General features: G+C 31.8%; 13 protein-coding genes and 5 pseudogenes. 8 read left to right on the top strand and 10 right to left on the bottom strand.

Annotated features, from left to right (window positions below; translation table 11 throughout):
* Positions 1-38: 38 nt before the first annotated feature.
* On the bottom strand, positions 39-926 hold the full coding sequence (locus ACQH1V_RS02050; RefSeq protein ID WP_425360860.1) for a patatin-like phospholipase family protein: 888 nt from the start codon (positions 924-926) through the stop codon (positions 39-41).
* On the opposite strand from ACQH1V_RS02050, the gene ACQH1V_RS02045 reads away from it, so the two are divergent.
* From ACQH1V_RS02045 to ACQH1V_RS02020, 6 genes and pseudogenes are all read left to right on the top strand, one after another.
* Positions 892-1,026 carry a hypothetical protein gene (locus tag ACQH1V_RS02045; protein ID WP_425360647.1) on the top strand — a complete coding sequence of 45 codons (135 nt, stop codon included), beginning with the start codon at positions 892-894 and terminating at the stop codon, positions 1,024-1,026. The two genes, ACQH1V_RS02050 and ACQH1V_RS02045, sit on opposite strands and share 35 nt — an antisense overlap.
* 16 nt (positions 1,027-1,042) lie before the next feature.
* On the top strand, positions 1,043-1,585 hold the full coding sequence (locus ACQH1V_RS02040) for a helix-turn-helix domain-containing protein (protein ID WP_425360100.1): 543 nt from the start codon (positions 1,043-1,045) through the stop codon (positions 1,583-1,585).
* Positions 1,537-2,094: an IS630 family transposase gene (locus ACQH1V_RS02035; protein WP_425360524.1), complete on the top strand. Its 558-nt coding sequence runs from the start codon at positions 1,537-1,539 to the stop codon at positions 2,092-2,094. The genes ACQH1V_RS02040 and ACQH1V_RS02035 overlap by 49 nt, the downstream gene beginning before the upstream one ends.
* Before the next feature lie 260 nt (positions 2,095-2,354).
* Complete coding sequence (locus ACQH1V_RS02030; RefSeq protein WP_425360646.1) at positions 2,355-2,576, top strand: palindromic element RPE2 domain-containing protein; 222 nt, start codon at positions 2,355-2,357, stop codon at positions 2,574-2,576.
* Positions 2,577-3,236 carry an amino acid ABC transporter permease gene (locus tag ACQH1V_RS02025; RefSeq protein WP_425360645.1) on the top strand — a complete coding sequence of 220 codons (660 nt, stop codon included), beginning with the start codon at positions 2,577-2,579 and terminating at the stop codon, positions 3,234-3,236.
* A gap of 11 nt (positions 3,237-3,247) precedes the next feature.
* Positions 3,248-5,596: pseudogene (locus tag ACQH1V_RS02020) on the top strand (efflux RND transporter permease subunit); the annotation flags it as partial.
* A 207-nt stretch (positions 5,597-5,803) separates the two neighbouring features.
* Here the strand turns inward: ACQH1V_RS02020 and ACQH1V_RS02015 are convergent.
* A pseudogene (locus tag ACQH1V_RS02015) lies at positions 5,804-5,998 on the bottom strand (IS481 family transposase); the annotation flags it as partial.
* Between the two features lie 81 nt (positions 5,999-6,079).
* Here ACQH1V_RS02015 and ACQH1V_RS02010 point away from each other — a divergent pair.
* Positions 6,080-6,601 (top strand): annotated as a pseudogene (locus tag ACQH1V_RS02010) (transposase); the annotation flags it as partial.
* An 18-nt stretch (positions 6,602-6,619) separates the two neighbouring features.
* On the opposite strand, the gene ACQH1V_RS02005 reads toward ACQH1V_RS02010, so the two are convergent.
* The gene (locus ACQH1V_RS02005) at positions 6,620-7,108 is read right to left on the bottom strand and encodes a transposase (RefSeq protein WP_425360605.1); all 489 of its coding nucleotides are present in this window, start codon (positions 7,106-7,108) and stop codon (positions 6,620-6,622) included.
* Positions 7,109-7,220: 112 nt separating this feature from the next.
* Positions 7,221-7,763: a helix-turn-helix domain-containing protein gene (locus ACQH1V_RS02000; protein ID WP_425360100.1), complete on the bottom strand. Its 543-nt coding sequence runs from the start codon at positions 7,761-7,763 to the stop codon at positions 7,221-7,223.
* Between the two features lie 69 nt (positions 7,764-7,832).
* Here ACQH1V_RS02000 and ACQH1V_RS01995 point away from each other — a divergent pair.
* Positions 7,833-8,542, top strand: a pseudogene (locus tag ACQH1V_RS01995) (IS256 family transposase); the annotation flags it as partial.
* Positions 8,543-8,588: 46 nt separating this feature from the next.
* Here ACQH1V_RS01995 and ACQH1V_RS01990 read toward each other — a convergent pair.
* The 6 genes and pseudogenes from ACQH1V_RS01990 to ACQH1V_RS01965 form a co-directional block, all read right to left on the bottom strand.
* Positions 8,589-8,753 (bottom strand): annotated as a pseudogene (locus ACQH1V_RS01990) (integrase core domain-containing protein); the annotation flags it as partial.
* A gap of 22 nt (positions 8,754-8,775) precedes the next feature.
* The gene (locus ACQH1V_RS01985; protein WP_425360644.1) at positions 8,776-9,156 is read right to left on the bottom strand and encodes a transposase domain-containing protein; all 381 of its coding nucleotides are present in this window, start codon (positions 9,154-9,156) and stop codon (positions 8,776-8,778) included.
* 37 nt (positions 9,157-9,193) lie between these two features.
* Positions 9,194-9,544, bottom strand: a complete 351-nt coding sequence (gene tnpB, locus ACQH1V_RS01980) for an IS66 family insertion sequence element accessory protein TnpB (RefSeq protein ID WP_250311006.1) — start codon at positions 9,542-9,544, stop codon at positions 9,194-9,196.
* Positions 9,538-9,891, bottom strand: a complete 354-nt coding sequence (locus ACQH1V_RS01975) for a transposase (RefSeq protein WP_250311719.1) — start codon at positions 9,889-9,891, stop codon at positions 9,538-9,540. The genes tnpB and ACQH1V_RS01975 overlap by 7 nt, the downstream gene beginning before the upstream one ends.
* 79 nt (positions 9,892-9,970) lie before the next feature.
* A complete protein-coding gene (locus tag ACQH1V_RS01970; protein ID WP_425360643.1) occupies positions 9,971-10,459 on the bottom strand; it encodes a hypothetical protein in 489 nt (162 codons plus the stop codon).
* A 40-nt stretch (positions 10,460-10,499) separates the two neighbouring features.
* The gene (locus ACQH1V_RS01965) at positions 10,500-14,327 is read right to left on the bottom strand and encodes a hypothetical protein (protein ID WP_425360642.1); all 3,828 of its coding nucleotides are present in this window, start codon (positions 14,325-14,327) and stop codon (positions 10,500-10,502) included.
* Positions 14,328-15,069 lie beyond the last annotated feature (742 nt).

Here is a 15,069-nt window from a genome sequence, read left to right as displayed (position 1 = left end):
ATTAACACTATACTATCTTAAATAACACACTATAGCATCTATATTATTAAATAGATAGTGATTTGGTATAAATATTGTTCAGCGATTAGCTTTAATTTTGTTATATTACTTTCACTAGCATCATCTAAATTTTTACATTCTTTGGTAATAGGCAGCATTATTTCTGTATTTTGCCCTTCACCTGTTAAATCTAACCTAACCTCAGTTGCATCACCTTCTTCATCATTTTTCATAATCATATCAACTAAGCCATTAAGCAACCACCCTAATACTCCATCAAAATTAGCTGACGGTATCTGAGCTTTTACCTTGTCATCTACAACAAAATTGATAGAACAAATTGTGGTACGCTGTAAAATATCTGCTTGTTCATGATAAGTATGACCTTCTTTAAGTATCTGTAGCACTATAGCAGCTGGGCGATTAGCCCCAAGACCACCATCAGCCAAAGCATAAGGCGTGCCAGCAGCGTAGTCATAATCGCGTACAGCTTCACTATTAGCAACTACTGGAAAATAGGTCGGTGCTGCAGTAGTTGCAAGAAGTACATACTTTGTTCTAACATGTGTGCTATGCTTATCCTTGCTATCAAAGACCTTGATACTATCTCTTCCCTCGTTCAAATCAGCAACTGGTATAATAAGACGACAGAGAGTATCGATTAATCTATTGTCCCCTAAATGTTTTTCCAACATTTCTTCCAAAGGTTCGGGGCTATATTTGTGTTTTATTATTCCACAGTTAAAGCAACTTTTAGGGAAGATTTCAGCAGCACTATTCTCAAATAATTCTAACGCTTCTTTGGCTGAATAACGAGGCTCTTTCGACCCTTGTTCTTTAGGGAGCGTTAACAACGCAGCAATTAACCCACCAACGCTAGTACCAGAAATAATGTTAAATAATTTAGATATAGGTAGCCCTGTAATCTCTTCTATTTTTGCAAGGATAACTAATGCAGCTATTCCTTTTATACCAAATCACTATCTATTTAATAATATAGATGCTATAGTGTGTTATTTAAGATAGTATAGTGTTAATTAAGATGTCTAGAGGGTATAAGGTATTAGAAGTTAATGTAGAAGAAGTGAAACAATTAATGAATGAAGCAAAGACTAAAGAAGAATTTAGACGTTATCAATCAATCTATCTAAGAGTGAGTGAAAAAATGCCGACATCATTGATTGCTAAAGTTACAGGATTATCAGAAAGTCATGTTCACAGAACCCATAGTCAATGTCGGAAAAAAGGCTTAAAGGCACTATGTAGCAGGAAGAAAGGTGGGAGATACAGAAGTTATCTAACTCAAGAGCAAGAACGTGAGATGCTTAAAAAGATAGAACAGAATGCCGTTAATGGTGGGATAGTAGAAATTAGCAAGGTGCATAAGATTTTTGAGGAAACGGTTGGTAGTAAAATAGCACGTTACACAGCTTATAGGCTGCTTCATAGGCATGGGTGGCGTAAAATTGCACCAAGACCATACCATCCTAAACAAAAGAAGGATGCGGTAGAAACTTTTAAAAAAAGTGGCCTGATATGGTTAAAGAAGCAAGAGTATCAGCAGCAACTGAAGGCAAGGAATTAAAGATATTCTTCCAAGATGAGGCACGTTTTGGTCGTATAGATTCATTAAGGCGTTGCTGGGTTCCGGCTGGAATCAGGCCTTTACTTAAGAAACAAATTATTCGTGAATATACTTATACTTATGGGGCAGTTTGTCCATTTGACGGTGCTAGTTGTTTCCTTATTTTGCCTTTAATGAACCAAGATTGGATGATGTTAATGCTACAAGAAATGGCAAAGCGTTATAAGGATAATTTTCTTTTAGTAGTATGCGATGGAGCTGCTGCACATAAACTCGATAAAGAATTATTACCTAATAATATTAAACTAGCTTACTTGCCACCATATAGCCCACAATTAAACCCACAAGAAAATATATGGGATGATATGAGGGAAAAATTCTTTTATAACCTAGCTTTTGATTCAATGAATGCTATAGAAAATCAACTAATCACAGCATGTAATTATTATGAAAATAATCCTGCAATTGTCAAATCTATATGTGCTTGGAATTGGATAGTATCTTGTTAATTAGATAGTGATTTGGTATTACTCCACCACCTGAAATACAAAGAATTGTATTTTTTTCGTTTAATCTTTTACTCATCGTAATCTCTATAGCTTAATTTAAAATTTTTCACTAATTTTAAATTATTATAAAGTTTACATTATAGCAAATGAATTTATAATGATAAATAAAACAAATTGACAAAACTCTGCAAAAAATTTGATTATCGAGTTACAAATGTGGTACAATTAAATAATAATAATAAATAAATTGGAGTGATCTTGTGGTAGCTAAACGATTATTAGTGTCTTTAGATGAGAAAATATTAGCTATAGTCAATTCAAGAGAATTGGGTAGCAGGAGCGATGGAGCGACGTCTATAAGTAATAGACGAGCGACGAGTGACGACGTCACCAACTTCTCATCAATTGACTATAAATTAGCAGATGAACGGATAGGTAATACTAAGGAATGGATTAGTTGTACCGACAGTTGGAAATATTAGATGTTTGAGCAATTACTTGATTTCTCTTCTATATTATATATTATAGAAGGGATGGTAGTAACACTGAAATATAGCTTAGTTTCAGTGTTATTTGGATTGATTATCGGTACTTTACTAGCAATTTGTAAGGTAAGCAAAAGTCATGCCTTAAGGTTATTTGCTAATTTTTATACATCAATTTTTCGTGGTACACCACTACTTATCCAACTTAGCATAATTTATTTTGGTTTGCCTGGGGTAATTGGTATTAAGCTTGGAGTATTCGCTGCAGGTACCATAGCTTTCTCATTAAATTCAGGGGCGTATGTTTCGGAAATAATTAGAGCTGGAATGAATGCTGTTGACAAGGGGCAGATTGAAGCGGCTAAGGCGTTAGGCATACCTGAAAGATTAATGATCAAAGATATCATCTTACCGCAAGCTATAAGAAATATTTTACCTTCACTGGTTAATGAGCTTATTAACCTCATCAAAGAATCATCGATTATATCAATGATCGGTGGAATGGATTTAATGCGGAGAGCTCAGCTAGTATCACAGGAACATTATACTTATTTTACGCCTTTGTTAATAGCAGGGCTTTGTTATTATGTTATGGTAATAATTATTAGTAACTTAGCCAAAATTCTTGAGAAAAAATTAACAATTGGTATTGAATAAGATTTGTTTATATGTATTTAAGTGAAATATGCATCAAGCGTCCAGTATTTGCAACAGTTCTGAGCCTAGTAATTGTTATTTTAGGAGCTGTATTTTTTACTAAACTGCAAATTAGGGGGATTCCCGATATCTCTTTTCCTGTAATAACAGTACATGCAGATTATCCTGGGGCGGATGCTCTTTATATGGAAAAAGAAATTACCACTCGTATTGAAAAAGTTCTAAAAACTATAAAAAATCTTGATTCTATCACTTCCCAAAGTGCGACAGGTAGTAGCTATATCTTTTTAACATTTTTATCATCGGCTAATATCGAAGTATCCTTAAACGATGTTCGGTCTAAAATTGCTGCGATAAGTCGTATATTGCCAAAAGATATGCAAGCACCTCGTGTTAGTAAGCAAGATGGAAATAAGTTTGTTGATTTGATCTTAACTGTTAGTAGTGATGTATATAGTGATTTACAATTAACTAAAATTGTTCAAGAGAGTGTGAAAAGCGTTTTAGATAAGCTTGAAACAATAGGTGAAGTTAAAGTACATGGTAAAGATTATTCTATGCGGATAGAGCCAGATCCGGTAAAATTATATCAGCATAAAATGTCGGTGTTGGAAATTGAAAATGCTATAAAAAAACAAACTATTTCTTATCCGGCGGGAACTATTAAAACCGCCAGTCGTGATTTTGATATAAGATTAGATGGTTCTTTAAGTAAACCGGAACAGTTTGAACAAATTATATTAAAAGTGAACGATACTAGTATATTAAGGTTACAAGATATTGCTAAAATATATTTAGCTTCTCTAGAAGATGATGTAACTTTTAGATATAACGGCAAAAGCTCGGTAGCACTTACAGTAAAAAAACAATCAAAGGCAAACTTTCTTGATTTATCTAAAGAAGTTAGGTCGTCACTAGATAAAATTAAAAATAATCTACCTAAAAATATAACAATTGATATAGCTTATGATGCGTCAATTCCAGTTAATGCCTCAGTCAAATCAGTATTCTTCACGATCTTTGAAGCATTAATTTTAGTTATAATAGTAGTATATTTATTCCTGGCATCAGCAAAAATCACTTTGATACCACTTGTAACTATTCCTGTATCGTTGATTGGTACATTTATTTTCATGTATTATTTAGGGTTTTCTATTAACATATTTACCCTTTTAGCAATGATATTGGCTATTGGTTTGGTGGTAGATGATGCAATAGTAATGTTGGAAAATATTTTTAGATACAATGAGATGGGGCATTCTGCTATGGAATCTGCCACTCTGGCATCTAAGGAAATTGGTTTTGCTATTATAGCAATGACTATAACACTTGCCTCAGTAAACAAATTATCTAGCAGGGAGTTTAGTAGCAACTTTGCCAACCAGTTGTTACTAAAGCTCTATATTCGTGATCCTAATAAAACATTTGCCAGTACAAATCATATGATTGCTTATATGAGCAAAGCTTTTCGTTATGAGAAACACCAAGCACCGATGGTTAATCATGAAACTTTTAGATTTACTGCCAATGTTTCAAATCCTGAATCTGTAGAGATGCGACAAAAAGAAAAATACTTAAGCGAAGTAGAGTATAGCATGGATACCAGCTATAGCTCACAATTAAGAAAAAAAATAGCTGGTATGTTTGAGACAAAACTAGCTTATCAAATACTTACAGAAGGAGAATTTGATTATCATGCAACCAACGATCAAGAAATTAGTCAAGAATTAGAAATAAAAAATGATGCTTACCAAAATCTTGAATTATCTGAAGAAAACAACATAACTCAATTTGACCACATTGCAGATTATTTTACTTTTTTTGTTGATAGTTCATTAAGTTTAGATTCAAAGCATGATGTTGACCATATTGATAAATATGATGATCAATTAAGTATTAATTTTACTGAAAATAACCAAATAAAATCTGGTTTAGTGATGAGTGAAAATGATGATATCAATGATAAGATTCTAACTAGAGAATTGTCTGAATTATCATTGCAAGCTTTATCTGATGGACAATTTGCACGTATTACTTTAGCTAATACTTGTACTGTCAAATTACCAAGAGATTTGATTTTAACTAACCATCAACAGCAAAATTTAGAAAAATCTATTGTTGCAGTTTATGGTTATGTTAAAATTGTTTACCATCAATTACCAGCTACTTATACAAAATTAGGTTCATCAAGATTATCAGATGAAATCTTTTTAACAGAATTAGATCAAAATTCTGTTTGGTACAAAATAAGAAAAAAGTTAATTGCTAATTTTGGTGAACATATTGATAAAGCTTGGTTTTCTAAACTCAGAGCAGAGGAAGATGCTATCACACAAAAGCTGACTTTAATTGCTCCTACTAACTTTCTGAGGGATTGGATTAATAATAAATATGGATATGTTATTAAAGACATTGCCAAAACACTACATTACCAGTTTGTTGAACTGGTAACTAAACAATCTTTGTGCAATGTTGCATGAGAACTCAATTTGTTTATAGGATGATAGTAACTGCTATAAGTTATTTAAATTGTAGAAGTCAAGATTTGATCTTACAGACACCATAAATTAACTTATTAGATTGTCAGATAAATTTTGACTGTCAGATAAGTGTTCAAGATACAATATCTCATTATTTTTTTCAAACGCTAATTTTTTACTATCTTTAAAGGTTTGCATAGGCGTTTTACCATAACAATACTTACCAGAATGAGGACGTTCGTTATTATAATAACGTAACCAGGTATCAAGATCTTTTTGCAATTTAAAAAGTGGCTCTGTCCAAAAAACTGTGTAAATTTCAAAATAGGTTATATATAAAAATATAACAAAAAAGGAAATTACATGAATAAAAAAACTAGTGAATCAATAAATCAAGCAGTAGATTTATTAATAGATAATAATACAGATGTAAGCACGATAATAAAAGAAGGAGGTTTATTAAAAGAATTGACCAAACGCTTAATAGAGAAGGCACTACAGTCAGAAATGAATAATCATTTAGGCTATGATAAATACAGTCGTGCAGATAATGATAATGCTCGTAATGGTATCACTAGCAAGAAACTAATCTCCGAACATGGGGTTGTTGAGATAGAAGTACCAAGAGATAGGCATTGTACCTTTGAGCCAGCAATACTACCGAAAAGACAGAAACGTTTTGATGGTTTTAATGACAAAGTACTATCATTATATGCTAAAGGTATGAGTGTATCTGATATTAAGATTCAATTACAAGAATTGTACAATGTTGAAGTAAGTGAGAGTTTAATCAGTCAGGTTACCGATGATGTAATGGATGATGTAAAAGCTTGGCAAAGTAGACCATTAGAAGAGATATATCCGATAGTATTTTTTGATTGCTTATACCAAATCACTATCTAATTAACAAGATACTATCCAATTCCAAGCACATATAGATTTGACAATTGCAGGATTATTTTCATAATAATTACATGCTGTGATTAGTTGATTTTCTATAGCATTCATTGAATCAAAAGCTAGGTTATAAAAGAATTTTTCCCTCATATCATCCCATATATTTTCTTGTGGGTTTAATTGTGGGCTATATGGTGGCAAGTAAGCTAGTTTAATATTATTAGGTAATAATTCTTTATCGAGTTTATGTGCAGCAGCTCCATCGCATACTACTAAAAGAAAATTATCCTTATAACGCTTTGCCATTTCTTGTAGCATTAACATCATCCAATCTTGGTTCATTAAAGGCAAAATAAGGAAACAACTAGCACCGTCAAATGGACAAATTGCCCCATAAGTATAAGTATATTCACGAATAATTTGTTTCTTAAGTAAAGGCCTGATTCCAGCCGGAACCCAGCAACGCCTTATACCAAACCACCATCTAATTAACAATATAACTGCTCGATATCCTTTTAAGTTATACTAGTAATATTATTGGTTTGATGCTAAATTGGTATTAATGAATCTATACGACCAAAACGTGCCTCATCTTGGAAGAATATCTTTAATTCCTTGCCTTCAGTTGCTGCTGATACTCTTGCTTCTTTAACCATATCAGGCCACTTTTTTTAAAAGTTTCTACCGCATCCTTCTTTTGTTTAGGATGGTATGGTCTTGGTGCAATTTTACGCCACCCATGCCTATGAAGCAGCCTATAAGCTGTGTAACGTGCTATTTTACTACCAACCGTTTCCTCAAAAATCTTATGCACCTTGCTAATTTCTACTATCCCACCATTAACGGCATTCTGTTCTATCTTTTTAAGCATCTCACGTTCTTGCTCTTGAGTTAGATAACTTCTGTATCTCCCACCTTTCTTCCTGCTACATAGTGCCTTTAAGCCTTTTTTCCGACATTGACTATGGGTTCTGTGAACATGACTTTCTGATAATCCTGTAACTTTAGCAATCAATGATGTCGGCATTTTTTCACTCACTCTTAGATAGATTGATTGATAACGTCTAAATTCTTCTTTAGTCTTTGCTTCATTCATTAATTGTTTCACTTCTTCTACATTAACTTCTAATACCTTATACCCTCTAGACATCTTTAACACTATACTATCTTAAATAACACACTATAGCATCTATATTATTAAATAGATAGTGATTTGGTATTAGTAGTAAAAGTCAGGCAAGACAAAAGGATAATCAACAAGGCAGTATATGTTGCGTTAGGAATTGATTTATCTGGTAGAAAAGATATATTGGGGTTATGGCTTAGTGAAAATGAGGGAGCAAAATTTTGGCTTGGTAATTTTACTGAGATGAAGAATAGAGGACTAAAAGATATACTGATTGCCTGTAGTGATAATCTTACTGGTATGTCTGAGGCGATAGAAGCAGTTTATCCAAAAACTGAACATCAATTATGTATTGTACATCAGATTAGAAATAGTTTAAAATATGTATCGTATAAAGATAGGAAGCAATTAGCTGGTGATTTAAAGCCGATATATACGGCAGTAACGGAAGAACAAGCCCATTTGGCGTTAGTATCGTTTGAAGAAAAATGGAATAAACAATATCCACAAATTGCCAAATCTTGGTATAATAACTGGAATAATTTAATGATTTTTCTAGGGTATCCAGAGGCAATTAGAAAGGTAATTTATACCACTAATTCAGTTGAATCTGTTAAGTTAATAGTCAATTGCGTAAAGTAACAAATAATAAGCGTGTTTTTCCTAGTGATAATGCTGTGTTTAAAAGTTTATATTTGGCAATTGACTATATGACCAAAAAATGGACTATGCCTATCCAAAATTGGAACGAAGCTATGGCTCATTTGATGATTAAATTTGAGGATAGAATTAATAAAATTTAATGACCTAATTTTGGAATTTTACACAGTTTTTTGGACAGAGCCTAAAAAGTAAATTGTAAATCTTTTTACGCATTGCAGTATCATAAAACTCATTTTTCATGGTTTTATGAAACCTCTCACATATCCCGTTAGTTTTAGGGGAATATGCTTTTGTAACGGTGTGTTCTATTCCTTCAATACTTAAAAACAATTCAAAGGCATGATGTTCTATATTTTAAGGTGGTCCCCTTTGTCTAGACAAAGGGGACCACCTTACATTGATCAACAGGTTTTAATACCACAGCTTCTCTTGGTAAATGCTCCGGTAATTTTTGTCGTTTTGGCTTCTGCTTACTATCATCGACAGTAGCTATACTCTTATCAGAATTAACATTATCTCGCTCAGTTTTAAATCCTAAAATAAGCTCATTTTCTTCTATTTTAAGCTCTATCTCCTCTATTTGTTTATCTAGCTTTTCTGATGATTTCCCATAACGCTTTGCTTTTATTAATGCCAGCTGTTCTCTTAATGATTGATTCTCTGTAATTAGTGACTGTATATTATTATTTAATGCCGCAAGCATCTTATGCAACACTGGTATATCACTAGGTAAATTGTTTAAATCAAAAACCATAACTGTTATATATAATATATACTTTTACATCAAATTTTTATCCAGCATATTGAGGTCTATTAAACCATTTTGGATTTCGCCAGTCAATAGCTTCTATCAACATTGATAGCTGGGCTTTGGTAATTCCAACAGATTGCTTCTCGTCAACTTTAGGCCATATAAATTTACCGCTGTCAAGACATTTGTAATATAAACAAAAACCTTGTCCGTCCCACCACAATATTTTTATCCGGTCAGCCTTTTTACCCCTAAATACAAATAAGGCACTCTTGTGAAATTGATCTGACAATATTGATTGTGCTAGTATTGATAAACCGTTAATCCCCTTACGCATGTCAGTACATCCGGTACAAAGATATATCTTGCTATCATACCCTATATCTAGCATGATCTATCCAATATTTTAACTATCTCTAATAATTTACTACTACTAACATTACCTTCAATTGATAAAGAAAAATCATTAAATGTCAATTCAGCTTTTTTTAATATTATACATTTTGTCTCCTGTAATGTTGTTTTCTGTATTGATAATTCTACGAATTTGTTGCCTGAATTATTTACTGCTGCCTCTTCACCTCTTATTCTCCTTTCCCTACTACGCCATCCGTATAATGTCTCCTTTGAAATTCCATAAGACTGAGCAACTTGTGATATAACACACCCGGACACATATGACTCTGAAATTATTTGCCTCTTTTGTTCAGATGTAATATCCCTCCTACTCTTATTCATACTATTATTCCTTTGTTATTTCTACTACAGAACAATACTTCAATCTTCCTTCTTTTATAAGACCACCTTTACCATACGCTTACACATAACCTTTATTAAAGCTGTATGTAAGTTCATTTAGCTTCCTTAGTGCGTCATGGGCATTTAGTCCTGGACGAAATCCATATGAGCATTTTAAGAATATTGGCTCAAACACTGAGTTTAATATCTTACTTATTGCTGATTTGATTAACTTATCCTCAAAACAAGATATTACCAAGGGTCTCTTACTTCCATCTTCTTTTGGAATCATGGTAATTCTTGCTGGTTTAGCATTGTACTTACCCAAATGAATTTTGGTTAGTAGCGAACTTAAGTTTGCCCTTAACTCCTTGCCATATTCTTCTTTGGTAATACCGTCTATTCCTACAGCTTTTTTACCACTCTGTTCCTTATATTGTTCTTCTAGCATCTCTAAATCAATAATATGTCCAAGATTATTAAACTTTATTTGTTGATTTTGTGATGCTAACAACTTTATACGTTCAAGTTTTGTTAACCATGTATTTCTGTCTCTGAGTACAGTCATTGCACCTTTTCTTGGTACACACACAATCGTTATGGCAGACTCAAAATAAAAATAGATGATTACAACTCATCTCTCCTAATAATTCACTCTTTTCATCCACTAACCTTTTTTGATAATCATAATTCGGTGAATAGCAAATTTTATCCACTACTTGAGATACAGGGGAGCTGTTATCTTTTATTCTGTCTTGCAACGGATATGTAATATTTTGTAGTTTAGGAAAATTCCCAGGATAAAAATCCCCAGGATAAATAGTATTTTGATCATCAAAATCAATTTGACAATCTATTGACTTTTGATCAGTCACTATATCTTTATCTTCTATATAGTTATGCTTAAGCTCAAGCTTTGTAAGCCTAGTATTATTTAATGTATTAATAAGTCTTTTTGCTCCTTTAGTTGTTATTTCATTATCATTAAGATTTAAGTGTGTAATATTAGTTTTTGGTAATATAGCAACAAGTGCCTCAATATCTAAATCATCTATGCAATTGTTTTGAAGATCAAGATGTTTAACCTCAGTATCCTTTAATATATTAGCAAGTTGAATCATACCATTGTCATTTCCTATACGGTTGCATGCTAGATTAAGATGTTCAACTTCAATATACTTGAGTATAGAAGTAAGACCTCTAATATCAAAACTATCTCCTGCATTATTTTCTAGATCAAGATATTTAATTCTAATTCTAGTACTTTTTAATCTAGACTCACATTCTTCAACAGAATGAAGCTTCTGTTCGACGAATGCATTGATGTAGTTGTGTTTCATATCTATGTGGGTACTAATACTATCTTTTAGTATAGGAACAAGTGTCTCTATATCTGAACCTTTTATTTCCAAGTTTTGAAGATTATACATTTCATCCTCTATATCCTCTTCATACGTACTATATCCACTATCATATGTCTCTTTCTTCTGTTCTTTAAAAGTAATGATAATTTTAGTATTTTTTTGTATAGAAATAAGTTTCTTAATTCCTGTATCCTTTATAAGGTTATCGTCAAGAATAAGCTCTGTAATTTTAGTATCTTTTAATATAGAAGCTAACTCTATCGCTCCTAAATTTCTTATATAGTTGTTTGCAAGATTAAGCTTTATAATTTTAGTGTCTTTTAATACAGAAGCAAGTTCTATCGCTCCTGAATCTCCTATATGGTTGTTTGCAAGATTAAGATCTATAATTTGAGTGTTTTTTAGTATAGAGGCGAGCGTCTTAATTTCTTCATCACCCATATAGTTATATCCAAGATCAAGATATTTAATTTTAGTATCTTGTGGTAAAGTAAGTGTATCATTTTCAATACTTGGGATAATAGTATCTCCTATATCATTACATGATAGATTAAGATCTATAATTTGAGTATCTTTTAATATGGAAATAAGTGTTTTAGCACAATCTTCTGCTATTTGGTTGCCTTGTAGATTAAGGTGCGTAATTTTAGTGTCTCTAAGTTTAGAAAATATCTCAATCTTTGTACCCCGTATATAGTTACGTTCAAGGTTAAGGTGTGTAATATTAGTATCTTTGAGTATAGAAGCAAGCATCTCAAATTCTTCGTCATATATGTCGTTATATCCAAGATTAAGGTGTGTAATATTAATATCTTTTAGTAGAGAAATAAATGCCTCAAATATCTTATAAGATTGAATATTAGTATTAAGAGTTAAATGTGTATTATGCTCTTTCAGTAGAGAAATAAGTGTTTCAATGTCTAAATCCTTTATTTTCTTGTCTCGAAGATCAATAGTAATGGGAGCTTTTTGTAGTACAGAGGCAACTGTTTTAATTGGAATGCTCCATGAGTCTTTATTAAGATCATGAATATTTTGGTCGCCAAACAATACAGCTGTGTTGATGTAGTTCGACGTGTTATCTGATTTAATATAATCCCTGCAAGACTCTAGTTCTGCTGGTAATTTGGACAATAATGGGGTACTCGAATCCTCACATACACTAGAGTACACTGCAGTTTGAGGTGAATAGTCTCTTTCAAATCCTTGCACATAAGCAACTTTTGCAGGAAGTCTAATAGATATCTTTGGTAAATCTATTGCTGCTGACAATTTTGTCTTTGAGTCGGAGCATAAATCCTCAGCTACATCTATGTATGTTGTAATTTTACGTTCCGTATCTCCTGCCAACTCCCTAGCAGAAGTAATTTGCAAAAACTCTTCAATGCTTATTGGCACACTGCAATCATTCTGTGCATTTATACAGCTTGTCTTAGATTCTAATGATATTAACTCTGAATACCAGTCAATATCTTGATAGTGGGTGGTTACTGTTACTGTCTCTTGAGATGGCTCTGGGGGCAATAGCTTTTCTAATAGTTCTATTGATGGGTCTGGTATTATTGTTGCATTATTCTTTATTACCTCTAAGGTATTTGATTTCTTAGCGTTTTGGACACTCTGATTAACCCTATAATTATTATCCATAATATTATCAAGTGGTAGATCGGTAAGTAAGATTTCAGCATATTGTTGATTATGAGCTTGATAGTTAGTTCGTATATTTGCTAAATATTGTTCTTGAATTTGTGACGTCCTAACAGCATCTATATCTATCCTGTCATCAATATTAACTAACTGTCGAGATAATTGATTTACTTCAATGGTATTAACTGTTATAACTTCAGCAACATAATATGCAGCATGTTCTTGGTAGGAAAATCGGTAATGCAACTGTGATACCTCAATATCTTGTGTTATTAACCATGTCACCTCTGATCTTAGAGCAACTGACTCATTAGCTATTCTAACATCATTCTGTCTGATGTTGATAGTAAACGGGTTTAATATATCTAATATATATTTATTTAATAGATCATAAACACTATGTAGAGTAGCGTTAGTTCTTATTGATGGCATTTTATATTGCAAATGTGATGCACTACCAAATAGTGCAATGTGATGCATCCTTTTAGTACGTATTTGTACTTCTATCTTCTGGGAATCTTTAACTATTACCGTATGTAATGATTGATAACCACTTTTCTTAGGAAACTTAATAAAATCCTTACATCGTTTTGGAATATGTTTATAATTATTATAAATAGTATCCAATATTTTATAACATTGACCTTCTTCCTCTACTATTACTCTAATACCAATAATGTCAAATAATTCTGTTACTTTACTAGACTTCTGTACCATCTTCTTAGCAATAGAATAACAAGATTTAACTCTCCCAGATATGGTATATGCTATGTCTACAACAGATAAAATATCATGCAATGTATTAATAGTGCTAATAACTAACTGTTGTTGATTGGGATATTGTTCTGTTAAACTAGTGACTATCAATTCTTGTAACTGTGGCTGTAATATTGTTAAACAATCATCTTGTAATGCAGTTTTAATGTTCTCTATTGTTACTTCTTGAAATAATGGTACATATATCTTACTTATTTCATTGCTAATTAAATAATATTCAATATCTGATACTTTTGAGTCAAATATTATTTGATTCAGTAAATATGCAAATCTGATTAATAATATCCTTATTCCTATATTAGGTTCTAATGATAATAATAACTTGATAGTCTCCTGTATTGTATTATGGCGATATGTGTTGTGAATTTGAAAAAGCTTAGTTAATGCATTAAATATCTTAGATATTTCAGTATTAAAATGTTGAATTTTAGATGCCTTTAAGTTAGCTTTTGCAAAACTAAAGAACAGTAATGCTGCAATAGTAGAACTGGTATCAGAATATACTGAGGTAATGGTTTTTGCTATTTCTATGAATTGGTGATTATTATCTCTGTAATGCTTTATGGCAAAATTAAGTGCCTCCTTAACTTTGACTTCATCAAAATTAGGGTCATTTCTTAATGCTGCAATAATATCTTGATAGTTCATAATTTAAGTTTAAGTAACTATGAGCCTAAGAATCTGTCGGAAAATAGAAAATATCTTAAAAAATAAGAAAATTTACCGTACCCTCCTATGGCTTGTTTTATTAAATTGATCATTAATTAGGGTAAATTCGCTATTCTCCGACAGGCTCCTAGCACAAAAAAGGCATAAAATTGTAGAAATATATTTAGAGAAAACCAATCTAACATAAATCACTTGTTTCATTTCTAAAATCCACTTCATAATAGGTGCAAATTTTTTAGTTGGTTAAATAATTTAATTGTTTCATAATGATCGAAAAACAAGTAATACCAAATCACTATCTAATTAGCAACATAACTGCTCTCAGATACTTTTAAGCTTTGCTAGTTGTAAATATTATTGGTTTGATGCTGAATTGGTACAAGCATTTGCTTCAGTATTTTTAGATACTTTTATTAGACTATTATGATTCTACCATAAATCCAGTGGAAAAAGTGTGTAAATTTCAAAATAGATTATATATAAAAATACGTAATAAACATACATAAGTACCTCACACTTTGGTTATAAGATATATAGTGAAACACATTAAATTAAGTAATTAAAGAACATAGCAATAATTTCAAATAATTTGCTACTGTTAACAAAGATATAATTTAATAGCAGCAAGAACGATAAAAGAGAGGAAGAAAAGAGCATCTTTTTCATGCCAGACAGCAAGCCTCCGATTTTCTTTTATTTTCCCAAGAATTAAATAATGTGG

The sequence above is a fragment of the Candidatus Tisiphia endosymbiont of Ceraclea dissimilis genome (assembly GCF_964030735.1).
Taxonomy (GTDB): Bacteria; Pseudomonadota; Alphaproteobacteria; order Rickettsiales; family Rickettsiaceae; genus Tisiphia.
This window is presented reverse-complemented; position numbering and strand designations above follow the sequence as displayed.

Coding starts and splice junctions, on each gene's coding strand:
- ACQH1V_RS02045 (WP_425360647.1), top strand. CDS start 892: ATGTTAAATAATTTAGATATAGGTAGCCCTGTAATCTCTTCTATTTTT.
- ACQH1V_RS02040 (WP_425360100.1), top strand. CDS start 1,043: ATGTCTAGAGGGTATAAGGTATTAGAAGTTAATGTAGAAGAAGTGAAA.
- ACQH1V_RS02035 (WP_425360524.1), top strand. CDS start 1,537: ATGGTTAAAGAAGCAAGAGTATCAGCAGCAACTGAAGGCAAGGAATTA.
- ACQH1V_RS02025 (WP_425360645.1), top strand. CDS start 2,577: ATGTTTGAGCAATTACTTGATTTCTCTTCTATATTATATATTATAGAA.
- ACQH1V_RS02000 (WP_425360100.1), bottom strand. CDS start 7,763: ATGTCTAGAGGGTATAAGGTATTAGAAGTTAATGTAGAAGAAGTGAAA.
- ACQH1V_RS01985 (WP_425360644.1), bottom strand. CDS start 9,156: ATGGTTTTTGATTTAAACAATTTACCTAGTGATATACCAGTGTTGCAT.
- tnpB (WP_250311006.1), bottom strand. CDS start 9,544: ATGCTAGATATAGGGTATGATAGCAAGATATATCTTTGTACCGGATGT.
- ACQH1V_RS01975 (WP_250311719.1), bottom strand. CDS start 9,891: ATGAATAAGAGTAGGAGGGATATTACATCTGAACAAAAGAGGCAAATA.
- ACQH1V_RS01970 (WP_425360643.1), bottom strand. CDS start 10,459: ATGACTGTACTCAGAGACAGAAATACATGGTTAACAAAACTTGAACGT.
- ACQH1V_RS01965 (WP_425360642.1), bottom strand. CDS start 14,327: ATGAACTATCAAGATATTATTGCAGCATTAAGAAATGACCCTAATTTT.